This is a genomic window from Micromonospora sp. NPDC047134, from assembly GCF_040643455.1.
Taxonomy (GTDB): domain Bacteria; phylum Actinomycetota; class Actinomycetes; order Mycobacteriales; family Micromonosporaceae; genus Micromonospora.
On the sequence record NZ_JBEYUI010000005.1, the window covers coordinates 147,590 to 170,999 of the forward strand.

Consider the following 23,410-nt stretch of genomic DNA (forward strand, 5'->3'; position numbering starts at 1 on the left):
CTGCTCAGCGGCGGGCCAGTTCCGGGTCCCCGGCCAGTCGGGCGGCCCGGTCGGCCTCGGTGAGGGCGTCCAGCACCCCGTCGAGTTCCCCGGCCAGCGCCAGATCCAGGTTGTACGCCGTGTAGCCGATCCGGTGATCGGTGATCCGGTTCTGCGGGAAGTTGTAGGTACGGATGCGCTCCGACCGGTCGACCGTACGCACCTGGGCCTTGCGGGCGTCCGAGGCGGCCGCGTCGGCCTGCTCCTGGGCGGCGGCCAGCAGCCGGGCCCGCAGGATCCGCATCGCCTGCTCCCGGTTCTGCAACTGGGACTTCTCGTTCTGACACGAGACCACGATGCCGGTGGGCAGGTGGGTGATGCGTACCGCCGAGTCGGTGGTGTTCACCGACTGGCCGCCCGGCCCGGAGGAGCGGAACACGTCGATCCGCAGCTCGTTGGGGTCGATGGTGACATCGACCTCCTCGGCCTCGGGCAGCACGAGTACCCCGGCGGCGCTGGTGTGGATGCGCCCCTGGGACTCGGTGACCGGGACCCGCTGCACCCGGTGGACCCCGCCCTCCCACTTGAGTCGGGACCACACCCCGTTGCCCCCTTCGGGGACCCCCTTGGTCTTGATCGCCAGGGAGACGTCCTTGACCCCGCCGAGGTCGGAGTCCTGGGCGTCGATCACCTCGGTGAGCCAGCCACGTCGCTCGGCGTACCGGGTGTACATCCGCAGCAGATCCCCGGCGAACAGGGCGGACTCCTCGCCGCCCTCACCGGCCTTGATCTCGACGATGACGTCCTTGGCGTCGTGCGGATCGCGCGGGATCAGCAGCTCGGCCAGCCGCTCCTCCAGCGCGGGCAACTCCGCCGCCAGGGTCTCGGTCTCGGCCGCGAAGGAGGGGTCCTCGGCGGCCAGTTCCCGGGCCGCGGCCAGATCCGCCCGGGCCTGTTCCAGCTCGGCGGCGGCCTTGTGCAGCGGGACCAGTTCGGCGTACCGCCGACCGACCCGCCGGGCGGTGCCCTGATCGGCGTGGATGGCCGGGTCGGCCAGCCGCTTCTCCAGCTCGGCGTACTCGTCGAGGAGCCTGGCCAGACGCTCGCTGCTCATGCTGTGCATCGCTCCTTCGAGGATGGCTGGAGGCTGGGAACAGACGGACGACGCCCGCGTCCGGCGAGAGCCGGGCGCGGGCGTCGGACCAGGAGCTACTTGGCCTTCTTGGCCTGAACCTTGGCGTACTTCTGCTGGAACTTGGCGACCCGACCAGCGGTGTCCAGGACGCGCTGCTTACCGGTGTAGAACGGGTGGCAGGCGTTGCAGGTCTCGACGTGGATCGAGCCTCCCTTGGCGGTGCTGCGGGTGCTGAAGGTGTTGCCGCAGGAGCAGGTGACCTCGGTGGTCACGTACTCCGGGTGGATGTTCTGCTTCATGTCGCCTCGGTCCTCTCGTCGTGGTCGCCGGGTCGCCCTGACACGCCGTTGCGCGTCGATCGTGGGGCGTGAACCGGAACCGGTGGCCGATTGACCAGTCTGCCATGGGCTGCCGCGGGCCCCGAAATCGGGCCACACCAGCTGGTCGCCGGTAGCAACAACAGCCCTTCCGTACGCATTCCCACCGCCCCGCCCACCATTCCTCCACCTCCCCCGCCGGCCGGTCGCCGCGCCGGGGCGGACTGGGCCAGCGGAGACAACACCCCCTTTGCGCCCAAAGGGGTACGGGCGGCGGGATCCGGCAAGGGAGCGGCCATGCGAAGGGGGCGCGGCCAGTCGGCCACGCCCCCTTCGTCGATCTTCGTCGGCGGAGGTTACTCCCCCGGGGTCGACTTGGCGATCTGCATCAGGAACTCGATGTTGGTACGGGACTGCTTGAGCCGGTCCAGCAGGAGGTCCAGCGACGCCTGCGAGTCCAGCGAGTGCAGCACCTTGCGGAGCTTGTGGATGATGGCCAGCTCCTCCGGCGCGAGGAGGATCTCCTCCTTGCGGGTACCGGAGGCGCTGACGTCCACGGCCGGGAAGGTCCGCTTGTCGGCGATCTTCCGGTCCAGCTTGAGCTCCGCGTTACCGGTGCCCTTGAACTCCTCGAAGATGACCGTGTCCGCCATCGAACCGGTCTCCACCAGCGCGGTGGCGAGGATGGTCAGCGAGCCGCCGTTCTCGATGTTGCGGGCCGCGCCGAGGAACCGCTTCGGCGGGTACAGCGCGGTGGAGTCGATACCACCCGACATGATCCGGCCGCTGGCCGGCGCCGCCAGGTTGTACGACCGACCGAGCCGGGTCACCGAGTCGAGCAGTACGACCACGTCGTGGCCCAGCTCGACCAGGCGCTTGGCCCGCTCGATCGCCAGCTCGGCGACCGTGGTGTGGTCCTGCGGCGGACGGTCGAACGTGGCCGCGATGACCTCGCCCTTGACCGAGCGCTGCATGTCGGTGACCTCTTCGGGCCGCTCGTCGACCAGCACCACCATCAGGTGGCACTCCGGGTTGTTGTGCGTGATCGCGTTGGCGATCGCCTGGAGCACCATGGTCTTACCGGCCTTCGGCGGCGAGACGATCAGCGCCCGCTGCCCCTTGCCGATCGGCATGACCAGGTCGATCACCCGGGTGGTGAGGATGTGCGGCTCGGTCTCCAGCCGCAGTCGCTCCTGCGGGTAGAGCGGGGTGAGCTTGTAGAACTCCGGCCGCCGCTTGGCCTCGTCCGGCTCCATCCCGTTGATGGTGTCCAGCCGGACCAGGGGGTTGTACTTGTCGCGACGCTGCTCGCCGTCCCGGGCCGCCCGCACCGCACCGGTGATCGCGTCACCCCGGCGCAGGCCGTACTTCTTGATCTGGGACATCGACACGTACACGTCGTTCGGGCCGGCCAGGTAGCCGGTGGTCCGGACGAAGGCGTAGTTGTCGAGGACGTCGACGATGCCGGCCACCGGCACGAGCACGTCGTCCTCGCCGACCTGCGGCTCACGGCCGCCGGACTCGCCGCCGGACTCGCCACGCTCGTTCCGGCCGCGCCGACGGTCCCGGAAGCGGCTACGCCGGCTGCGCCGACCTCCGCTCTCGTCGTCGTCGTCGTTGTTGGTGTCCCGCTCGGCACGCTGTCCGCGGTCCCCGCGCTCGCCACGCTCAGCACGGTCACCCCGCTCGGAGCCGCGCTCACCGCGGTCGGCACGGTCACCCCGCTCGCTGCGGTCGGCACGGTCGGCGGCACGCTCGCCCCGCTCGGTGCGGTCGCCCCGCTCACTGCGCTCAGCACGATCGCCCCGCTCGGTGCGCTCGGTGCGGTCGCCCCGCTCGGTGCGCTCGGTGCGGTCGCCCCGCTCGGTGCGCTCGGCCCGCTCGGCGGTGCGCTCGGCGGCACGCTCGCCCCGCTCGACGGCACGGTCGGTCCGCTCGGCGGTCCGCTCCGCGCCGCGCTCGGCACGCTCGGCAGGACGCTCAGCGGTCTGCTCCGCAGCCCGCTCGGTACGGCGCGCCCGGCCCTCGGTCCGCTCGCCGGCCTCGGCTGCGGGCTCCTCAACGCGCGGCTCCGCTGCGGCGGTGGCCCGGCTGCGCCGGGTCCGGGTCCGGCCCTCGGTCTCGACGCTCGCCGCCGGTTGCTCGGCGGCACGGCGACCGGACTCCGGCCGCTCAGCGCTCTCGCGTACCTCGGCGTGGACCTCTTCGCGGGCCGGTGCGGCGGCCGCCGCTACCTCGGCCCGTGGTCGAGGGGCGCCCGCGGCGCTGCCCTGCCGCTCGGTGATCGCGCTGATCAGCTCGCCCTTGCGCATGCGAGCCGTCCCCGAGATGCCGAGCGACGCAGCCAGGCTCTGCAGCTCCGGCAGCAGCATCGCCGACAAGCCGGTGCCGCTACGCCGGCGGCGGGCAGGAGCAGCGGTGGTGGCATCGCCAGCGACGTTGGAAACATCCGACGTCACGTCGGTGGTGTCGCTCAATGGATTCCTTCCCTCGATAGGCCGGGACTGCCCGGAATCGACTACAGGTGGCCGGGCGGCCTCGGTGCACCCGCCTCGCATGACGCTTCGCGGGAGTCTGTGACACAGCAGCCGGTCGGTCGCCCGACCCACCCAGGAAAGCTGTGGGCGGCGTTTCGCCGTCTGCGGCGACCAGTGAAGACTGCGGTGCGGCGTGGCCTAGGCAGGGGTGACGGGCTTACCGCCGAAAGCTTCGGGGGGCGCCGACCCGCAGGAGATCGCATGCTTCGCGGCTGTGCTAAGTCTAGAGCGTAATCAACTCTTGCGACCTGCGGCAACAGGGTCCCGCTCCGCGTGTCCGAGTCTACCTTGCCCGACCTGGGCGCCGCGTACGTCCACCGGCAACCGCAGAATCCGCCAATCTGTTCCCGGCTCGAACCCTTCGGGCAGGTCAGACAGGGCGAGGGCGGTCGGACCCGCCCCACTGACCACAGCGGCCACACCGGCCGCACGCAACTCTTCCACCACGGCGGCCGTACCCGGCATCGAGGACGCCCGGTAGTCCTGGTGCAGTCGGTCGACCGTGGCCGGCAGCAACAGATCCGGCCGGGTGGTCAACGCGTGCACCAGCAGCGCCGCCCGACCGGCGTTGAGCGCGGCGTCGCCGTGCGGCACGGTCGGCGGCAGAGCCGCCCGGGCGGAGGCGGTCAGGCCCCGCTCGGTGGGCACCAGCACCGTGGGGCGTACCCCCTCGGCCACCGGCAACGACACGGCCCGTGCGCCGGAGGGCTCCGTCCAGGCCAGGGTGAACCCGCCGAGCAGGCAGGGTGCCACGTTGTCGGGATGGCCCTCGATCCGGGCGGCCAGCCGCAGCGCGGCGTCGTCGTCGAGCCGCTGGGTCCCGTCGGTCACCAGGGCCCGAGCCAGCAGCACCCCGGCGACGATGGCGGCCGAGGAGGAGCCGAGCCCACGGGCCTGCGGGATCCGGTTCACGCACTCCACCGACAGTCCCCTCGGCTGCCCACCGAGTTCGTCGAAGGCCGCCCGCATCGCGCGTACCAACAGGTGGCTGTCGTCCAGCGGCAGGTCACCGGCGCCCTCACCGACCACGGAAACGGTCACGCCGCTCGTGGTCACCTCGGCGGCCACATCGTCATAGAGCGCCAGGGCCAGACCCAGGGCGTCGAAGCCGGGCCCCAGGTTAGCGCTGGTGGCGGGGACCCGGACCCGGTAAGGGCCGGCGGCGAAGGTGGTCGGCACGCCGTCCATGCTAGGGGTTCACCGACCGGGTCCGGGGCACCGCCCGTCCCCTGAGACGCAACTCGCGCCCGAGCGCGCTTTGCTCGCAGGCTCTAGCCTGACCGCACCAGTGCCCTGTGCCGGTCTCGGCGACGGTCGGCTCCGGGGCGGCCAGCGAGAGCCGTCGGGTGGCCACCCGCCAGCCGATCGCGTACACCAGAGTGACCAGGCCACAGCCGGCCAGCACGACCCGTTCGTCCACCACGTCGATGACGAAGGCGACCACGAGTTGGCTGACCGAGATGGCCAGGGTCGCCAGCATCATGTCGGTGGCGAAGACCCGGCCCCGCAACCGGTCCGGCACCTCGCCCTGCAACGCGAAGTTGGACATCACCCAGTTGCTGCCACCGGCGAAGTGCGCCACGAAGACCAGGACCAGCACCAAGGGGAACCAGGACACCAGGGAGGTGCCCAGGTAGGCCAGCCCGTAGGCCGACATGGACAGGGCCAGCCCCGGCAGCAGCCAGGCGCGGTTGGTCAGCACCCGGCGCATCAGGATCGGACCGATCAGGGCGCCCGCACCGCGTACCGCGAACAGCAGGCCGGTGCCGATCGGGCCGACCCCGTACAGCCCGGCCAGCAGCGGGAAGACCGTCAGGACGCCGTTGCCCAGCCCCACCGCCGACTTGACCGTGACCAGGGCCAGCACCCGGGGGCGGTGTCCGATGTAGCCCAGGGCCTCGCGGATCGCCGTCCAGGTCTGCGGTACCGGCGTGTTCTTGTCGCGGGGGGCCTGCAAGGGCCGGCGGATGCGCCCCGCCAGGCCGGCGGCGACCACCAACGCGACCACGGCCACCCAGAAGCAGACGTACGGGCCGGTGGCGGCGGTGAGCACCCCGCCGAGTGAGGCCCCGACGATGGTCATGGTGCCCCAGGCCGAACCGGCCACCGCGTTGCCCGCGGCCAGTTCCTCGGGTTCGAGCACATTGGGCAGGGCGGCCTGCGCGGCCGGGGAGTAGAAGGCCTTGGCCACCGCGATCACTCCGATGCCCAGCATCGCCAGCCACGCCGTACCGGCGCTGCGTACCCCGAGCAGGAGCAGCACCCCGACGAGCGCGGCCAGGTTGGACACGATCATGATCTTGCGGCGGTCGAACCGGTCGGCGATGGCCCCGGCGTACGGCAGCAGCAACGCCAGGATGCCGGTGTCCACCGCGAGCACCAGGGCGCCCCACACCCCGCTGCCGGTCAGCTTCGGCAGCAGGACCAGCAACGGCACCATCACGAACCAGTCGGCCCCGAAGACCACCAACTCGGCCATGAACAGATTCCGGAAGTTCCGGTTGCGGGTGAGGACCGACACGGTGGAGACCACGAGGCGGACCATACCTGCCCGGCCTCCGAGTCACGGCACAGCGGACGCCGAGGCCCCCGGCGGTCGACCGGGGGCCTGAAGCGTCGACGTGGTTACTCCGCCGGTGGGAGGGGTGAGTTGCGGCTCCTGGGCAGCCGGAGCACCTCGAACTGGTCGGTGCCCTCCAGCAGCGCCCCGGAGGGTGCCGCCGGCACCGGCCGGCTCTGCGCCGGCTGCTTGTCGGTGGCCTCGACCTCGGCCGAGGCGGCCTCGCCGGTGGGCTGGGTGGCCCCGGCGTCCGACCCGGACCGCCCTGCCGCCGAGGAGTCGCCCGAGCGCCGGTTGCGCAGCGACTGCTTGGTGTCCTCCACCATGGCGTACAGGGTGGGCACCAGGACCAGGGTGAGCAGGGTGGAGCTGAGCAGCCCACCGATCACCACGATCGCCAGCGGCCGGGAGATGAAGCCGCCCTCCCCGGTGAGCCCGAAGGCCATCGGGGTCAACGCGAAGATGGTGGCGATCGCGGTCATCAGGATCGGGCGCAGCCGGTGCCGGCCACCCTCGACCACCGCCTCCCGTACCCCCATCCCCTGTGCCCGGTACTGGTTGACCAGGTCCAGCAGCACGATCGCGTTGGTCACCACGATGCCGACGAGCATGAGTACGCCGATCAGCGCCGGCACGCTCAGCGCGGTTCCGGTGGCCAGCAGCAGGGCCACCGCCCCGGTGGCCGCGAACGGGATGGAGACCAGCAGGATCAGCGCCTGCACCACGCTCCGGAAGGTGGCCATCATGATCAGGAACACGATCGCGATCGCGGCCAGCACCGCCAGGCCCAGGTCGGCGAAGGTCTCCTGCTGCTCGGCGCTGACCCCGCCCAGGGTCAGGGTGGCCCCCGGCACCTCGATCGCGTCCAGCCGCCGCTGCAACTCGCTGCTGATCGCGCCGAGGTCCGAGCCGGTCACCGTACCGGTCACCGAGACGCTGCGCTCACCGTCGATCCGGCGTACCTGCTGGGGTCCTTCGGTCTCGGTGACCTCGGCGATGTCGCCCAGCTTGACCGCCCCGACCGGCAGGGCCTCGAGTTCCTCCACGGTCAGCGGCGGCTTGGCCGACAGCCGCAGCACCAGGTCCCGGCTACCGCCGTCGAGGCTGATCTGACCCACCGGGGTGCCCCGGAAGGACTGGGCCACGAGTTGACCGACCGCCGCCTCGGTGAGCCCGGCCCGGCTGGCCGCTACCCGGTCGACGGTCACCTCCACCCGGGGTACCTGCTGGGCGAGGGTGGTCGAGACGTCCTCGACACCGGAGATGCCGGCCAGGGCCACCCGGGCCTGCTCGGCGGCGGTGGCCAGGGTCTGCTGGTCGGCGGCGGTCACGATGACGGCCAGTTCGTTCGCGGAGGCGCCACCCTGCCCGGCCGGGAAGGTGATCTCACCGGCCGTCGCGCCCAGCGCGGCGAACCGCTCCCGCAGGATGCCGCGCATGGCCTTGGCGTCGGTCTCCCCGTCCAGCCGCAGGGCGTAGCTGGCCACGTTGTTGCCGGCGCTGCCGGTCCACGGGCTGTCCCCGCCACCGGCCGTGACCTGGTACGACTCCACACCGGGGGTCTGGGCCAGCACCGCCTCGACCCGACGTGCCGCCGCGTCGGTGCCGGCCAGCCCGGTGCCCACCGGCAGTTCCTGCCGGATGTTCAGGGTGTCCTGGCCGGAGTCGTCGAGGAAGTTGCTCTCCAGTTGCCGGGCCAGGCCGAAGGTGCCGAAGAGCACGAGCACTCCCACGGCCAACGTGGCCCAGCGGTAGGCCCGCCGTCCGGTGGCGAACCGGATCACCGGCAGGTACGCCCGCTGCAACGGGCTGCGCAGTTCGCGCTGCTCGGCGGCCTGACGCAGGGCCGCACCGTCGGACCCGGTAACCGGCTTGAGGAACCAGTACGCCAGCACCGGGATCACCGTCAGCGACACCAGCAGGGAGGCCAGCAAGGCCACGGTGACAGTGATCGCGAAGGGCGCGAACAACTGCCCGACGAAGCCGCCGACCAGGGCGATCGGGGCGAAGACGGCGACCGTGGTGAGGGTGGAGGCGGTGACCGCCCCGGCCACCTCGCGTACGGCGGTGAGGATCGCCTCCCGCTTCGGCTCGCCGTAGGTCAGATGCCGTTTGATGTTCTCCAGCACCACGATCGAGTCGTCGACCACCCGGCCGACCGCCACCGTCAGCGCGCCGAGGGTCAGCAGGTTTAGCGAGTAGTCGCCGAGCCAGAGGGCCAGCAGGGCGACCACCACCGACAGCGGGATGGAGACCGCGGTGACCACGGTGGACCGTACCGACAGCAGGAACACCAGGATGACCACCACGGCCATGATCAGACCCAGCAGGCCCTCGGTGCTCAGGGTCTTGATCGACTTCTCCACGAACGGCGCCTGGTCCAGCACCACGGTCAGCTCGGCTCCGGTAGCGGTCCGCAGGTCGTCCAGCCGGTCGCCGACCGCGTGTGAGATCTCCACCGCGTTGCCGTCCGGGTCGGCGGTGACCGTGATGCCGAGGCTCTCCCGGCCGTTGGTACGGGTGATCGCGGTGGCCGGGGTCAGCTGCTCCTCCACCGTGGCGATGTCACCCAGCCGTACCGCAGGGGTCTTCTTGACCGGTGGGGCGACGACCACCTCCCGCAGCTCCTCCAGAGTGGTCAGCGGCGCCCCGACCTGCACCGGCAGGCTGCGCTCGCCGTCGCGCACCACCCCGGCCGGTACGGCCACCCCGTTGGCCTTCAGGGCGGTCGTGATCGCGGTCGGCTGCACCTTGGCCTTGGCCAGCTTCGCCGGATCCGGGGTGATCACCACCAGTTCCTCGCGGACCCCGGTCAACTCGACGCCGCGTACCCCCTCGATGGCCGCCAACTCGGGTACCACGACCTCACGCAGCTTCGCCGCCAGCTCCCGCTCGTCGCCCCCGCCGGAGGCGGCCAGCACCACCGCCGGCAGGTCGTCCGTGCTGCCCGCGAAGACCTGCGGCTCGACCCCCTCGGGCAGCCGGGTGCGGTTCAGCGCGGTCTGCATCTTGTTGACCACGTCGTCCAGGTCGGTACCGAACTCGTACTGGACGGTGACCGTGGTCAGACCCTCACGGGAGGTGGAGGTGACCGTGTCCAAGGCGGGGATGCCCCGCAGGCTGTTCTCGATCGGCTCGGTGACCTGGGACTCGACGACCTCGGGCGCGGCGCCGGGGTACGAGGCGACGATGAAGGCGGCGGGAAACTCCAGCGAGGGCAGGAGTTGCTGCTTCAGCGACGGCACGGCGTACGCACCGAACGCCGTGGTCACCACCGCGATGAGGGCTACCAGCCCCCGGTTGGCGAGGCTGAATCTGGCGAGCAGCGACATCGGCGTGACTCACTCCTGGGGGAGACGGTCGTGGGGCACGAGCAGTGTGCCCGACCCGTTCCCTTCGTCAGCTTCCGGGGCGGTCATGACCGGTTCCGCCACGGTGCCGATCCGCAGCGCCGCCACCAGGTCCCGATAGAGCTCGTCGGTACGCAGCAGGGTGGCGTGGTCACCGACGGCTCGGATCCGGCCACCCTCCAGCACGACGATCTGGTCGGCATCGAGCACGGTGGAGAGCCGGTGGGCGATCGTCACCACGGCACCCTGCCGGGCCCGCTGCCGCACGCACCGGCTGACCACCGCCTCGGTCAGGCCGTCGACCTGCGAGGTGGCCTCGTCCAACAGCAGCACATCCGGGGTACGCAGCACCGCCCGAGCCAACGCGATGCGCTGCCGTTCACCCCCGGAGACCGTGGTGGCCGCCAACGGGGTGTCCAATCCGAGTTCCAGGCCGGTCACCTTCTCGTGCAGGTCGACCGCCCGCAGGGCGGCCCACAGTTCGTCGTCGGTGGCGTCGGGATGGGTGAAGCGCAGGTTGTCGCCGATGGTGCCGGGCACCACCGGCGCCTCCTGCTCCACGTAGGCCAGTCGGCCACGGATCTGCGCCGGGGTGTGCTCGACGTACCGGCGGCCGTCCAGCAGCAGTTCACCGTGCTCCGGTTCGAGGAAGCGCAGCAGCAGGGAGAACAGGGTGGTCTTGCCGGCCCCGGAGGGTCCCACCAGGGCGGTGTGGCCGACCCGGGGGATCTCCAGGTCGATGTCCCGTACGGCGGGCGGGGCTCCGGGGGCGTACCGGGCGGTGACCCCGCGCAGGGCCAGCACCGGCCCGGCGGTGGCACCCCCGTTCGCTGATACCTCGGCGGGCGCGGAGCCGGGCTCCGCCGCCAGGGCCTCGATCTCCCGCAATCGGCCGGCCGCCGCGATGCCGGCCTGCATGGCGGTCAGGTTCTGGGTCAGGTCACCGATCGGCCCCATCAGCCCGAAGGCGTAGAGCAGGAAGGCGATGAGGGTGGACACCTCGATCAGGCCGCGTTCGGCCCGCGCGGCCCCGACCCCGAGGATGACGATGACCGCTAGTTGGATGCCGGTCCAGGAGATGGTCCAGACCAGGGCGGTACGCCGGGCGGCGTGCAGGCCGTGCCGGGCGGCCTCGCGGGCGTGGGTGGTGAGGGCCTCGGTCTGACGCTGCTCGGCGCGGCTGGCCTTGACCGTGCGGACCGCCCGCAGGGAGCCTTCCAGGATTCCGCCCAGCCGTCCCACCGACTCCTGGGCGGCCTCCTGGGCTCGGCCGATGGTGGGCAGCAGCAGGCCCATCAGCACCGCGACCACCAGCACCGCGACCATGGTGACGCCCAGCAGCACCAGGTCCAGGGTGCCCATCAGCACCAGGGTCCCGATCAGCGCCAGGGCGCCGTTCGTCAGTCCGACCAGGCTGCCGGATGCCTGGTGCAGCAGCGCCGGGTCGGAGGTGGCCCGGGTGACCAGTTCACCACTGGGGCGGCGGGTCAGCTGGTCGATCCGGGCGGCCAGGTAGCGGCGGATCACCCCGGTGCGGGCGTCGAGCACCACCGCCTCGGCGATCCGGCCCATCAGGATCCACTGCCACAGCGAGATGACGGCACCGACCACCACGAGCATCAGCAGCACGGTGACCGGTCGGGTCAGGGGCTCACCGGCACCGAGGGTGTCCAGCACCCACTTGGTCACCAGCGGGGCGGCCAGCCCGGCGGCGTTGGCGAACAGGCCGAGCAGCAGCCCGACCAGCATCGCCGGCCAGTGCGGCCGGAGGTAGGCCAGCAGCAGCCCGGTGCGGGCCCGCTGGGTGGGCGGCTGCGGTTCGGTCCGGGTGGGTAAGACGGTCGAAGTCACCCCACAATGGAACATTACTGTTCCATTGCGGGCAAGCACTATTCCAAATTCGTACGTTGTAGCCTCTTCGACGTGGCGAGCAGGGATGAGAGCGGCAGCCGGGCGCGGACCCGGCAGGCCATCCTGCAAGCCGCGATCGAGGTGCTCAGCCGCAACCAGACCGCCAGCCTGGGTGATATCGCCACCGCCGCCCAGGTCGGCCGGACCACCCTGCACCGGTACTTCGCCGAACGGTCCGACCTGCTGGCCGCCGTGGCCGCCGAAGGTACGGCCCGGCTCAACGAGGCCACCACCCGCGCCCGCCTGGCCGAGGGCAACGGCGCCGAGGCCCTGCTGCGGCTCTGCGCGGAGTACTTCGACCTGGGCGACCTGCTCTCGCTGGCCTTCTCCGAGCCCGCGCTGGTCGGCGACCCCGCCTGGAGCACCGAGGTCTGCGACGACGACTTCCACGCCATGGTCGCCCGAGGCCACGCCGACGGCAGTATCGACCCGGCCCTACCCGCTACGTGGTTGCAGTCGGTCCTCTGGTCCCAGCTCTACGCCGGCTGGAGCTACCTCACCGAACACCATGTCTCCCGCCACGAAGCCCTGGCCCTGGTCCTCCGCACCCTGACCGGCGCAGTCAAACCCCCACCCCACCCCGCTTGAGTTGATCAAGAGTTTGCGTCGGAAATGGCGCTCGCCAAGACGCAAACTTCTTGATCAACACGGAAGTCCGGGGGTCAGGCCAGGTCCAGGGAGCGGGCGGCGGCCAGGGGGTCGTTGGCGATGGTGACCGGGGAGGGGGCGGTGGAGATGGCCCATTCCGGGTCCTTCAGGCCGTGGCCGGTGACCGTGCAGACCACGGTGGAACCGGCCGGCACCCGACCGGCGGCGGCCTGCTGGAGCAGACCCGCCACGCTGGCCGCGCTGCCCAACTCGACGAAGACCCCGACCTCCCGGGCCAGCAGCCGGTACGCGGCGAGGATGTCCCGGTCGGTGACCGCGTCGATCAGACCCCCGGAGGCGTCCCGGGCGTCCAGGGCCTTGGTCCAGCTCGCCGGGTTGCCGATCCGGATGGCGGTGGCGATGGTCGAGGGCTCCGGCACCACCTGGCCGGTGACGATCGGCGCGGCACCGGCGGCCTGGAAGCCGTACATCCGGGGGGTGCGGGTGGCGTTGCCGGCCGCCAGGTCCTCGGTGTAGCCCATCCAGTACGCGGAGATGTTGCCGGCGTTGCCGACCGGCAGGCAGTGGATGTCCGGGGCGTCACCGAGGGCCTCGACGATCTCGAAGGCCGCCGTCTTCTGGCCGTGCAGCCGGTCGATGTTCACCGAGTTGACCAGCGCCACCGGGTAGTCCTGGGCGAGCTTGGCGGCCAGCGCCAGGCAGTCGTCGAAGTTGCCGTTGACCTGGAGCAGCTTGGCCCCGTGCACCAGCGCCTGGGCCAGCTTGCCCAACGCGATCTTGCCCTGGGGCACCAGCACCGCGCAGGTCACCCCGGCACGGGCCGCGTACGCGGCGGCGGAGGCGCTGGTGTTGCCGGTGGAGGCGCAGATGATCGCCTTGTTGCCGGCCTCGACCGCCTTGGAGACCGCCATCGTCATGCCCCGGTCCTTGAAGGAGCCGGTGGGGTTGGCCCCCTCCACCTTGAGGTAGACGTCACAGCCGAGCCGGGCGGAGAGCACCGGGGCGGGCAGCAGCGGGGTGTTCCCCTCGTGCAGGGTGACGACCGGCGTGGCGTCGGTGACCGGCAGTCGGTCCCGGTAGGCGTCGATCAGGCCCCGCCACATGTCGTTCTCCTCAGTCTCAGCTCTGCACCGTCGGCAATTACCAGCCTCGCGCGGCCGCGCCGCGCGGAGGCCGGCGCACCCCGCGCCAACCACCTGGCGGGACGGCCCCACCAGTCAACCAGCCGGCCCGACCGCCCTGGCAGCGGCCGTCCCCACCCGCGTTGGTCGAGGACCTCAGAGACCGCCCTCGACCCGCAGCACGCTGGCCACCGACCGGACGATCTCCAGCCCACGCAGCTCGTCGACCGTGGCCGCCAGCGCCGCGTCCGGGGCCACATGGGTCACGATCACCAGTACGGCGTCGTCGTTGTCGCCACCTGAGGGGCCCTGCCGGACGGTGGCGATGGAGACGTGGTGCCGGGCGAACACTCCGGCCACCGCCTCCAGCACACCCGGACGGTCGGCGACGTCCAGGCTGATGTGGTAGCGGGTCAGGGCCTCCCCCATCGGCCGGACCGGCAGGTCGGCGTAGGCGGACTCACTGGCCGAGCGGACCCCGGCGAGCCGGTTGCGGGCCACCGCCACCACGTCACCGAGAACGGCGCTGGCGGTCGGCGCCCCACCGGCACCCCGCCCGTAGAACATCAGCTGACCGGCCGCGTCGGCCTCCACGAAGACCGCGTTGAAGGCGTCGCCGACGCTGGCCAGGGGGTGGGTCAGCGGGATCATCGCCGGGTGCACCCGGACGTTCACCGACTCCCGGCCCTGGGCGTCCGTGCCCCGGGCCGCGATGCAGAGCAGCTTGATGGTGCAGCCCATCGCCTTGGCGCTGGCCACGTCGGCGGAGGTCACCTCGGTGATGCCCTCCCGGTGCACGTCGGCCGCGCCGACCCGGGTGTGGAAGGCCAGGGAGGCGAGGATGGCGGCCTTGGCCGCGGCGTCGAAGCCCTCCACGTCGGCGGTCGGGTCCGCCTCGGCGTACCCCAGCTCGGTCGCCTCCTCCAGGGCCTCGGCGAAGCCGGCGCCGGTGGCGTGCATGGCGGAGAGGATGAAGTTGGTGGTGCCGTTGACGATGCCGGTGACCTGGGTGATCCGGTCCCCGTGCAGCGACTCGCGCAGCGGGCGCAGCAGCGGGATCGCCCCGGCCACGGAGGCCTCGTAGTAGAGGTCGCCACCGCCCTCGAGAGCCGCGTCGTGCAGGGCGCCGCCGTCCTCGGCGAGCAGGGCCTTGTTGGCGGTGACCACGCTCTTGCCGCCCCGCAGCGCCTCCACCAGCCAGCTGCGCGCCGGTTCGATGCCGCCGACCACCTCGACCACCACGTCGACGTCGTCGCGCTTGATCAGGCCGAGGGCGTCCGTGGTGAACAGCGCCGGGTCCACCGGCAGGTCACCACGGTCACGACCGATCCGGCGTACGGCGATGCCGGCGATCTCCAGCGGGGCACCGATCCGGGCGGCGAGGTCAGCGGACTGCTCGTGCAGCAGCCGGACCACCTCGGCACCGACGGTGCCACAGCCGAGCAGGGCCAGGCGCACAGGTTGTTTCATCCCACATCCAAGGCGAGCAGGTCAGCTTCGGTCTCCCGCCGGACGATCAGCCGGGCCTGGCCATCCCGTACCGCGACCACCGGGGGTCGGGGCACGTGGTTGTAGTTGCTGGCCATGCTGCGGCAGTAGGCACCTGTGCCAGGCACCGCGACAAGATCTCCGGGCTGCACGTCCGCGGGCAGGAATTCATCCTTCACCACGATATCCCCGGACTCACAATGCTTTCCCACCACGCGGGCGAGCATGGGCTCGGCGGTGCTGGACCGGCTGGCCAGGGTGGCCGAGTACGAGGCGTCGTAGAGGGCGGTGCGGATGTTGTCGCTCATCCCCCCGTCGACACTGACGTAGGTCCGGATGCCATCGACGTCCTTGACCGTACCGACCTCGTAGAGGGTGAACACGGCCGGGCCGACGATCGCCCGGCCCGGCTCGATGGACAGGTGCGGCACGGCCAACTGTTCCGCCGCGCACTCCGAGTCGACGATCTTGCGCAGCCGCTTGGCCAGGTCGTGCGGGGCGGCCGGGTCGTCCTGGCTGGTGTACGCGATGCCGAAACCGCCACCGAGATCCAGCTCGGGCAGCTGCACCCCCCGGGCGTCGCGGATCTGCGCCTGAAGGGCCAGCACCCGACGGGCGGAGACCTCGAACCCGCTGGTGTCGAAGATCTGGGAACCGATGTGCGAGTGCAGCCCGCGCAGCTCCAGCACGCCCTCGTCGAGGATGCGCAGGGCGGCGGCGATGGCCGCCCCACCGGCCAGGGAGAAGCCGAACTTCTGGTCCTCGTGGGCGGTGGCGATGAACTCGTGGGTGTGTGCCTCGACACCGACGGTCACCCGGATCAGCACCCGGGGGCGGATCTCCCGCTCCCGGGCCAGCGCGGTCAGCCGGTCGATCTCGGCGAAGGAGTCGACGATGATCCGGCCCACCCCGGCGTCCAGCGCCCGCCGCAGCTCCGCCTCGGACTTGTTGTTGCCGTGGAAGCCGATCCGCTCCGGTGGCATCCCGGCGGCCAGCGCCACGGCCAGTTCACCGCCGCTGCACACGTCGAGGAAGAGGCCCTCCTCGGCGATCATCCGGACCACCGCCCGGCAGAGGAAGGCCTTGCCGGCGTAGTAGACGTCCTCGGTCGGGAAGGCCGTCCGGAAGTCCCGGCAGCGCGAGCGCAGGTCGTCCTCGTCGAGCACGTAGACCGGGGTGCCGAACTCGGCCGCCAGGTCGCGTACCCGCAGGCCCGCGACGACCAGGTCGCCGTCGGCGCCGCGCGCGGTGTTGCGCGGCCACAGTTGCGGCATCAGGGCGTTGACGTCGGCCGGGGTACGCAGCCAGGCCGGCCCCCGGTTGCCGATGTCGCCGTGCAGGGCACCGGCCTCATGAGCACGCATTCGAGAACTACATCCTCTCCGGAGCCGAGACGCCGAGCAGGCGCAGGCCGTTGGCGATGACCACCCGGGTGGCGTCGTTGAGCCAGAGCCGGGCCCGGTGCAGGTCGGTGACCTCCTCGTCACCACGCGGCAGGATCCGGCAGTTGTCGTAGAACCGGTGGTACGCCCCGGCCAGGTCCTCCAGGTAGCGGGCCACCCGGTGCGGCTCGCGCAGCTCGGCGGCGGCGGCGACCACGGTGGGGAACTCGGCGAGCGCCTTGAGCAGCTCGTTCTCCTTGTCGTGGTCGAGCAGCTCGGGGCGGAAGGCGTCCGCCTCGCCCCGGGTCAGCCCGACCTCGGCGGCGTTGCGCCCGACGCTGGCCGTCCGGGCGGCCACGTACTGCACGTAGTAGACCGGGTTGTCGCGGGTGGCCCGGGTCCACAGCTCGATGTCGATGTCGATCGGGGAGTCGCTGGAGTAGCGGGCCAGGGCGTACCGGGAAGCGTCCACCCCGATCGCCTCGACCAGGTCCTCCAGGGTGATCACCGTGCCGGCGCGCTTGCTCATCCGTACCGGTGCCCCCTCGCGGACCAGGTTGACCAGCTGGCCGATGAGGATCTCCAGGTTCTGGGCCGGGTCGTCACCGAAGCAGGCCGCCATCGCCTTCATCCGGCCGATGTAGCCGTGGTGATCCGCCCCCAGCATGATCACGACCCGGTCGAAGCCGCGCTCCCGCTTGTCCAGGTAGTAGGCGCAGTCCGCGGCGAAGTAGGTCCACTCGCCGTTGGACTTGCGCAGCACCCGGTCCTTGTCGTCACCGAAGTCGGTGGTGCGCAGCCAGGTGGCGCCGTCGGCCTCGAAGATGTGCCCCTGCTCACGCAGCCGGGTCAGGGCGTGCTCCAACTCACCCCGGTCGTGCAGGTCCTTCTCGTTGAAGTAGGTGTCGAACTCCACCCCGAAGTCCCGCAGCGAGGACTTGATCTCGGTGAACATCAGCTCGACGCCCTCGACCCGGAAGACCTCCTGGGCGGCGGCCTCGTCGAGCGACAGCACCTCCGGCCGCCGGGCGGTCACCTCATCGGCGATCTCGGCGATGTACGCCCCGCCGTAGCCGTCCTCCGGAGCCGGCTCCCCCTTGGCGGCGGCGAGCAGGGAACGGGCGAACCGGTCGATCTGGGCACCGGCGTCGTTGAAGTAGTACTCCGTGCCGACCTGCGCGCCGGTGGCCCGCAGCAGCCGGCTCAACGCGTCGCCGACCGCCGCCCACCGGACCCCGCCGATGTGCACCGGGCCGGTCGGGTTGGCCGAGACGAACTCAAGGTTGATCTTCAGACCGGCCAGGGTGTCGCCCCGGCCGTACTCCTGGCCCGCCGTGACGATCGTGCGGGCCAGCTGGCCGGCGGCGGCGGCGTCCAGCCGGATGTTCAGGAAGCCCGGACCGGCGATCTCCACCGACTTGATCCCCGGTGTGCTGGCCAGTTGGGCGGCCAGTCCGGCGGCCAGATCCCGGGGTGGCACCCCCACCTTCTTGCTCAACTGCAACGCCAGTGTCGAGGCGTAGTCGCCGTGCTCGGGGTTACGCGGTCGCTCGACCGTCGTCTGCTCCGGCAGCGCCGCACGGTCCAGCCCTCGGTCGGCAAAGAGGGCGTGAGCGGCGGCTAGGACAGCTTCGGCGAGTTCTGCGGGAGTCACCGAACCATGTTATCGGGGGTAGACTCGGCCTCCGCGGCGGCGACCCGGCATCGGGGGCCGGGCCGCCAAATCCCCTGACCGACCGACCTGACGAGGACCGATGAGCATCAGCACCCCGGGCGGCCCGCAGCGGCGCCCGACCGTGGTCAGCACCGGCAAGAAGCCGGCGGCGGGCCGGCCGGCCGCCGACACCAAGGCCGCCTCCACCAAGCCGGCGACACCCAAACGTGCTGGTGGGGGCGGTAAGGGACCACGCAAGCCAATCACCCCGGTCAAGGTCAGCCAGGGCCGGCCCTGGGGCCCGATCGCCCTCTTCGTCGCCGTCGGCGTGCTCGCCACGTCGATCATCGGGTACGGCGCCTGGGCGGCCATCCGGGGCGCCCAGACCTGGGAGGAGAAGGCGGCCCAGATCGAGGGCATCGTCAACTTCCGCGAGACCGACCCGGAGGCCATCTCCAACTCGGAGCACCGCTCCGGCAAGCAGGAGTACGCGCAGAGCCCGCCGGTCGGCGGCCCGCACAACAACACCTGGCAGCGCTGCCTCGGTGACGTCTACGACGCGCCGATCGCCGCTGAGCACGCCCTGCACAGCATGGAGCACGGCGCGGTCTGGCTCACCTACCGCCCCGACCTGCCCGCCGCCGACGTGGAGAAGCTGGCCGAGGTGATCCGTGGCAACGACTTCATGATGATGAGCCCGTACGAGGGCCTCGACAAGCCGGTCTCGATCCAGGCGTGGGGCTACCAGCTCAAGGTCGACAGCGCCGACGACCCGCGGATCAAGGAGTTCGCCACCACCCTGGCGCAGAACGCCACCGTGGAGCCGGGCGCCACCTGCTCCGCCGGCAACTACACCACCGGCACCGGCACGGAGCCGCGTGACATGCAGCCGTCGATGGGCGGCTGACATGCCCAGCGCGGTGCAGGAGACGGCGGTCGAGGAGCGGGCCGCCTCGGCGCAGCCACGGCCGGGGTCCCCGATGCTGCGCTACCTGACCCTGGCCATGACGGCGTTGCTGCTGCTCGGGGCCGGCTGGACGGCCGCGACCCTCTACGCCGGGCGCACGCCGGGTGAGACGTCGGCCGAGGCCGGGTTCGCGCGGGACATGTCCCGTCACCACGCCCAGGCGGTGGAGATGGCCATGATCGCGTACGCCAAGGGCCAGGATCCGGCGGTCCGGCAGATCGGGTACGACATCGCCCTGACCCAGCAGGCCCAGATCGGGCATATGCAGCGCTGGTTGCAGGAGTGGGATCTGCTGCCGACCGGCTCCCGGCCGTCGATGGAGTGGATGTCCGACGGGGTCACGGTGGACGCCAACGGCCTGATGCCCGGCATGGCCACCCGCGAGGAGATCGCCAGCCTGCACGAGGCCCAGGGCCCCGAGGTCGACCGGCTCTTCCTCGACCTGATGATCAAGCATCACATCGGCGGGGTGCACATGGCCGACGGAGTCCTTGAGGCCACCGACCGCCCCGAGGTGGTCCGGATGGCCCAGTCGATGAAGCAGGGGCAGCAGAAGGAGATCAACGAGCTGCGCAAGCTCCAGCAGGGCGTCGGCTGAGGCCGGCACCCACGGCGTGACCGGTGCCGCCCCGCTCATCCGAGCGGGGCGGCACCGTTTTGTCTGCACCCCGGGATTGCTACCCCATGACGAACAACCCAGAAAGCCCGGGATCAGAGTTTCCGTCACGACTTGAGGCATACGACCGATTTTCCCTCTAGGGGTTACTTAGAGAGAAGTGCACTCGTTGTCCAGGACGTGGGGGTTGCACTCAGAGACGCACGGCGTTCCGTCACCAGCTGGTGCCGGCGCCACACCATCGGCGGTGACGGGACGGTGGCAGCCGTCCGTCGCGGACAGCGGCAGGGCGAGCCGGGAACGCTCAGCCGCGAGCAGGAGTTGGAACTGATCGACACCCTCCGGGGGGTCCACCCCGACCAGTTCGGCCTGGACGAGGAGCTCTGGACCCGACAGAGCCTGCAAGCGCTGATCCAGCAGCACTTCGGGCTCTCCCTGGAGACCGGGGCGGTCGGGGCGTACCTGCGGGCCTGGGGGTTGGGTCCCCGCGAGCCCCGCGAGCGGGCCTGCGGCCTCTGCGTCGGTGCGGTCGAGCGCTGGGTACGCAGCGAGTACCCGGCCATCACCCGGGCCGCCCAGGAGCACCTAGCCGAGGTCTACTGGCTCGGCCGGGTGCGCCTGCGCGGCACCATGCCGGCCGCCGACGTGATCTCCGCGGTCTCCTCCCGGGGTCGGGTCCGCTTCATGATCACCACACCCTCGCTGGACCCGGCGCTGCCCCGGGACTTCGTCCTGCGGCTCAGCGGTGCCGAGCAGCGCACGGTGCACCTGATCGTGGACGGCTCCTGGGCCCGCAACGAGTGGCCCCGCCGACTGCCCCGGCGCATCGTGCCGCACCCGCTGCCGAGCTGCGGCCGGGCCGTGGCCGCCTGAGCCCGCCCACCGGGGGCCGACCAGGGCTGGAGCGGTCCGGGCCCCGGTCGCAAGGGTGATCACGACCGGCCGGAGTACCGATTCGGCGATCCCAGGAGGAGTTTGCTAGTCTTCTCCAGTCGCTGAGCCCCCGTAGCTCAGGGGATAGAGCACCGCCCTCCGGAGGCGGGGGCGCAGGTTCGAATCCTGCCGGGGGCACCAGAGCCACTCAGCACGCAAGGCCGCCGACCAGGGAAACCCGGTCAGCGGCCTTGACTGTCTCCAACCACAACGCCCCCTCAGAGGGCGTTCGCCCTGCTCAACGGCGGCTCATACACTGCCCTGATGCCAGATGATCATGTGTGATCGAGCGGTTGGCGCTAGCCGCCGCCAGCGGCGACCGGGCCGCCCTGGAGGCGCTGCTGGCGCGGGTGCGGCCGGAGGTGCTCCGACTGTACCGATCGGCCGGGGCCACAGCGGTAGCGGTAGCCAACACCGCCGCCACCGCCGAGGGCACCCCCGGCCGCAACCGGAACCTCGTCGAGGGTTGCTGCCCCTCCTGCGGTACGGCCAGCAGGGTGACCCCCCAGACGACCCAGCCCGTACACGTCGGCGCGGGCGTCCACGATCGCCAGTGGATCGTCCTGTTCCGGCGCCATGTAGCCGGGGGTACCGGCCCGGGCGGTCAGACCGGACGCGGCCGCCAGCGCCTTGGCCAGGCCGAGATCCGCGATGAGCACCTGTTCCTCGCCGGTGGCGCGGGTCCGGAACAGCACATTGCCCGGGGTGATGTCCCGTGCACGATGTCGCTGTCGTGCAGCACCGCCACGCCCGCGGCCACCTCGCGCAGCAGCCGCACACCCGGCTCCGCCGGCAGGGGTCCCGCCGCCAGGCGGTCGCGCAGGCTACCGCCGTCCGCCCAGGCCAGCACCGCGTACGGCCGACCGTCGTCCAGTTCACCGACCGCGTGCACGCTGACCAGCCGCTCGTGGTCCAGCCGCCACAGCAGGCGGGCCTCCTGCCGGAACCGTTCGCGTACCCGCAGCTCGATGCGGTAGGAGCCGATCTTGGTGGGCTGCACAGCCCGCACGGTACCAACCACCAGGCCCAGGTCGCCCCGGCCGCGTCGATCAGCCGGGCTGAAGGGACCCCCTCAGGTCGGGACCTTGGTCCCGGTGTCTTGAGGTGTTCCGGCCCGCGCGCCGGGACCCCGCCGACGGCGAGAGTAAGGGGGAAAGAAACAGACACCGGAGGCAACGATGACCATCCAGCGCAACACCCACCGTTCGATCGAACGCCCCCTCGAGCGCGCCGAGATGCCCGGCTCGATGCTCACCACCACCGCCGCCCGGGCCCTGGCCGTGCTGCGGGTCGCCACCGGCCTGATCTTCGGGTGGGCCTTCCTGGACAAGATGTTCGGCCTCGGCTACTCCACCCCGACCGAGCGGGCCTGGATCAACGGCGGCTCCCCCACCAAGGGCTTCCTGGCCAATGTCGATGTCGGCCCCTTCCAGTCGATCGCCCACTCGATCGCGGGCGCCTGGTGGGCCAACGCGCTGTTCATGATCGGCCTGGCCGCCATCGCTGTCGCCCTGCTCGCCGGCATCGGCCTACGCATCGCGGCCGCCTCGGGCAGCCTGATGATGGCGCTGATGTGGCTGGCCGACTTCCCGCTGGCCCGGTTCAACGCCGCCGGCGAGCCGACCGGTTCGACCAACCCGGTCGTCGACTCCCACCTGATGTACGCCGTGGTGCTGGTCGTCCTGGCCGCCGCGTACGCCGGGCACACCTGGGGTCTGGGACGGCGCTGGGCGCAGCTGCCCTTCGTACAGCGCAACCGCTGGATGCTCTGACCTTCTCGATCACCGGTGCGCCGGACCGTCACCACGGTCCGGCGCACCGCCGTGTCCGGAGCACGCCGGCCGCGCTCAATCGGCGGCGGCGCGGCGGGCGCGGGCCCGGCGTCTGCCCTCGTGCATGGCCTGCACCCTCGGCACCGGGATCGTCCGGCCCTCCTCGACCAGGTCGGCGGGGAGGGACTGCGGTGCCGGCATCAGCTCCGCCCAGGGGTCACCCTGGGCCAGCAGGCCCGGGACGGTACGGATGGTGAAGTCCGCCGGGGCCACCGACGGCAACTGCGCCCAGGGCACCGGGAAGGAGACCGGTACCCCCGGACGCAGCCGTGGGCTGTAGACCCCGACGACGGTGGCCCCGCCGGTGCGGGTGGGGTCGATGAAGACCTTGCCGTCCCGGTCCTCCCGGATGAAGGCCGTGGTCGCCAGCGCCGGATCCAGCCGTTGCGCCCGGGCGGCCAGCGCCCGGGTGGCCGCGGCGAGCTGCTCGGCGTCCGGGCCGGGTGCCACCGGGACGAACACGTGCACCCCCTTGGCCCCGCTGGTCTTCACCGCACCGGCCAGCCCGGCCTCCGTCAGGGCCTGCCGGACCAGCAGGGCGGCGGCCACCCCGGCGGCGAAGCCGTCACCTTCCGGAGGGTCGAGATCCAGCACCAGGTGGGTGGGACGGCCCAGGTCCTCGGCCGTGGCCAGGGTGGGGTGGTATTCGACCGCCCGCTGGTTGGCGAACCAGAGCAGGGTGCGACGGTCGTCGCAGAGGGCGTACGAGATCTCCCGCCGGGAGGCCTCGGCCCAGATCGGCACCCGCCGTACCCAGTCCGGGGTGTAGCGGGGCAGGTTCTTCTGCATGAAGGGCGGCTGCCCCGGGCGTACCCGGACCACCGACAGGGGTCGGTCGCGCAGCGGCGGGAGGATCCGGTCGGCCACCGCGTCGAGGTAGTCGACCAGGTCACGCTTGGTCGCGCCGGACCCGTCGAACAACGGCTGGTCCAGGTTGGTCAGCGCCACCCCGTCCCGAGTCTCGTCCGCCCCGCTCACCCGACCACCATCCCGGCTGGACGCCCGGCGGTCAATCGCAA

The 23,410-nt window shown here is 71.6% G+C and carries 18 protein-coding genes, 1 tRNA gene and 1 pseudogene; 6 read left to right on the plus strand and 14 right to left on the minus strand.

The annotated features are described in order from the left end of the window. Positions 1-4 precede the first annotated feature (4 nt). The 7 genes and pseudogenes from prfA to ABZ795_RS09610 all read right to left on the minus strand — a co-directional run bounded on the left by prfA (position 5) and on the right by ABZ795_RS09610 (position 11,729). Positions 5-1,093, minus strand: a complete 1,089-nt coding sequence (gene prfA, locus ABZ795_RS09580; protein ID WP_327024310.1) for a peptide chain release factor 1 — start codon at positions 1,091-1,093, stop codon at positions 5-7. A 95-nt stretch (positions 1,094-1,188) separates the two neighbouring features. After that, a complete protein-coding gene (gene rpmE / locus ABZ795_RS09585) occupies positions 1,189-1,413 on the minus strand; it encodes a 50S ribosomal protein L31 (protein ID WP_327024309.1) in 225 nt (74 codons plus the stop codon). Between the two features lie 374 nt (positions 1,414-1,787). Then, positions 1,788-3,908 (minus strand): transcription termination factor Rho, encoded by a 2,121-nt coding sequence (gene rho / locus ABZ795_RS09590; protein WP_357529956.1) that lies wholly within the window; start codon positions 3,906-3,908, stop codon positions 1,788-1,790. A 294-nt stretch (positions 3,909-4,202) separates the two neighbouring features. Next, on the minus strand, positions 4,203-5,156 hold the full coding sequence (thrB, locus tag ABZ795_RS09595; RefSeq protein WP_357529957.1) for a homoserine kinase: 954 nt from the start codon (positions 5,154-5,156) through the stop codon (positions 4,203-4,205). Positions 5,157-5,298: 142 nt separating this feature from the next. Then, positions 5,299-6,501, minus strand: a pseudogene (locus ABZ795_RS09600) (MFS transporter); the annotation flags it as partial. A 92-nt stretch (positions 6,502-6,593) separates the two neighbouring features. Further along, on the minus strand, positions 6,594-9,860 hold the full coding sequence (locus ABZ795_RS09605; RefSeq protein ID WP_357529958.1) for an efflux RND transporter permease subunit: 3,267 nt from the start codon (positions 9,858-9,860) through the stop codon (positions 6,594-6,596). Between the two features lie 9 nt (positions 9,861-9,869). Then, a complete protein-coding gene (locus ABZ795_RS09610) occupies positions 9,870-11,729 on the minus strand; it encodes an ABC transporter ATP-binding protein (protein WP_357529959.1) in 1,860 nt (619 codons plus the stop codon). Between the two features lie 72 nt (positions 11,730-11,801). On the opposite strand from ABZ795_RS09610, the gene ABZ795_RS09615 reads away from it, so the two are divergent. Next, positions 11,802-12,377 (plus strand): TetR/AcrR family transcriptional regulator, encoded by a 576-nt coding sequence (locus tag ABZ795_RS09615; RefSeq protein WP_357529960.1) that lies wholly within the window; start codon positions 11,802-11,804, stop codon positions 12,375-12,377. Between the two features lie 74 nt (positions 12,378-12,451). Here the strand turns inward: ABZ795_RS09615 and thrC are convergent, their stop codons facing one another. The 4 genes from thrC to argS all read right to left on the minus strand — a co-directional run bounded on the left by thrC (position 12,452) and on the right by argS (position 18,043). After that, positions 12,452-13,501 (minus strand): threonine synthase, encoded by a 1,050-nt coding sequence (gene thrC, locus ABZ795_RS09620; RefSeq protein WP_327024302.1) that lies wholly within the window; start codon positions 13,499-13,501, stop codon positions 12,452-12,454. Positions 13,502-13,675: 174 nt separating this feature from the next. Then, the gene (locus ABZ795_RS09625; RefSeq protein WP_327027448.1) at positions 13,676-14,977 is read right to left on the minus strand and encodes a homoserine dehydrogenase; all 1,302 of its coding nucleotides are present in this window, start codon (positions 14,975-14,977) and stop codon (positions 13,676-13,678) included. A gap of 8 nt (positions 14,978-14,985) precedes the next feature. Then, positions 14,986-16,371 carry a diaminopimelate decarboxylase gene (lysA, locus tag ABZ795_RS09630; RefSeq protein ID WP_357529961.1) on the minus strand — a complete coding sequence of 462 codons (1,386 nt, stop codon included), beginning with the start codon at positions 16,369-16,371 and terminating at the stop codon, positions 14,986-14,988. A gap of 7 nt (positions 16,372-16,378) precedes the next feature. Continuing rightward, positions 16,379-18,043, minus strand: coding sequence for an arginine--tRNA ligase (gene argS, locus ABZ795_RS09635; RefSeq protein WP_327024300.1), 1,665 nt, complete (start codon positions 18,041-18,043; stop codon positions 16,379-16,381). A gap of 100 nt (positions 18,044-18,143) precedes the next feature. Between argS and ABZ795_RS09640 the strand changes: the two genes are divergently transcribed. From ABZ795_RS09640 to ABZ795_RS09655, 4 genes are all read left to right on the plus strand, one after another. After that, positions 18,144-18,950, plus strand: a complete 807-nt coding sequence (locus tag ABZ795_RS09640) for a DUF3105 domain-containing protein (RefSeq protein WP_327024299.1) — start codon at positions 18,144-18,146, stop codon at positions 18,948-18,950. A gap of 1 nt (position 18,951) precedes the next feature. Then, on the plus strand, positions 18,952-19,608 hold the full coding sequence (locus ABZ795_RS09645; protein WP_327024298.1) for a DUF305 domain-containing protein: 657 nt from the start codon (positions 18,952-18,954) through the stop codon (positions 19,606-19,608). A 198-nt stretch (positions 19,609-19,806) separates the two neighbouring features. Continuing rightward, on the plus strand, positions 19,807-20,499 hold the full coding sequence (locus ABZ795_RS09650; protein WP_357529962.1) for a winged helix-turn-helix domain-containing protein: 693 nt from the start codon (positions 19,807-19,809) through the stop codon (positions 20,497-20,499). Between the two features lie 126 nt (positions 20,500-20,625). Continuing rightward, positions 20,626-20,700, plus strand: a tRNA-Arg gene (locus ABZ795_RS09655). A gap of 158 nt (positions 20,701-20,858) precedes the next feature. Here ABZ795_RS09655 and ABZ795_RS09660 read toward each other — a convergent pair. Continuing rightward, positions 20,859-21,218 (minus strand): hypothetical protein, encoded by a 360-nt coding sequence (locus ABZ795_RS09660; protein ID WP_357529963.1) that lies wholly within the window; start codon positions 21,216-21,218, stop codon positions 20,859-20,861. After that, entirely contained in the window at positions 21,164-21,559 is a 396-nt protein-coding gene (locus ABZ795_RS09665; RefSeq protein ID WP_357529964.1) for a protein kinase, read from the minus strand. The genes ABZ795_RS09660 and ABZ795_RS09665 overlap by 55 nt, the downstream gene beginning before the upstream one ends. 235 nt (positions 21,560-21,794) lie before the next feature. Here ABZ795_RS09665 and ABZ795_RS09670 point away from each other — a divergent pair, with 235 nt between their 5' ends. After that, positions 21,795-22,331, plus strand: a complete 537-nt coding sequence (locus tag ABZ795_RS09670; protein WP_327027445.1) for a hypothetical protein — start codon at positions 21,795-21,797, stop codon at positions 22,329-22,331. Between the two features lie 75 nt (positions 22,332-22,406). Here ABZ795_RS09670 and ABZ795_RS09675 read toward each other — a convergent pair whose 3' ends face one another. Beyond that, complete coding sequence (locus ABZ795_RS09675) at positions 22,407-23,369, minus strand: ATP-dependent DNA ligase (protein ID WP_357529965.1); 963 nt, start codon at positions 23,367-23,369, stop codon at positions 22,407-22,409. Positions 23,370-23,410 lie beyond the last annotated feature (41 nt).

Coding starts and splice junctions, on each gene's coding strand:
- prfA (WP_327024310.1), bottom strand. CDS start 1,093: ATGAGCAGCGAGCGTCTGGCCAGGCTCCTCGACGAGTACGCCGAGCTG.
- rpmE (WP_327024309.1), bottom strand. CDS start 1,413: ATGAAGCAGAACATCCACCCGGAGTACGTGACCACCGAGGTCACCTGC.
- thrB (WP_357529957.1), bottom strand. CDS start 5,156: ATGGACGGCGTGCCGACCACCTTCGCCGCCGGCCCTTACCGGGTCCGG.
- ABZ795_RS09605 (WP_357529958.1), bottom strand. CDS start 9,860: ATGTCGCTGCTCGCCAGATTCAGCCTCGCCAACCGGGGGCTGGTAGCC.
- thrC (WP_327024302.1), bottom strand. CDS start 13,501: ATGTGGCGGGGCCTGATCGACGCCTACCGGGACCGACTGCCGGTCACC.
- lysA (WP_357529961.1), bottom strand. CDS start 16,371: ATGCGTGCTCATGAGGCCGGTGCCCTGCACGGCGACATCGGCAACCGG.
- ABZ795_RS09640 (WP_327024299.1), top strand. CDS start 18,144: ATGAGCATCAGCACCCCGGGCGGCCCGCAGCGGCGCCCGACCGTGGTC.
- ABZ795_RS09645 (WP_327024298.1), top strand. CDS start 18,952: ATGCCCAGCGCGGTGCAGGAGACGGCGGTCGAGGAGCGGGCCGCCTCG.
- ABZ795_RS09670 (WP_327027445.1), top strand. CDS start 21,795: ATGCCCGGCTCGATGCTCACCACCACCGCCGCCCGGGCCCTGGCCGTG.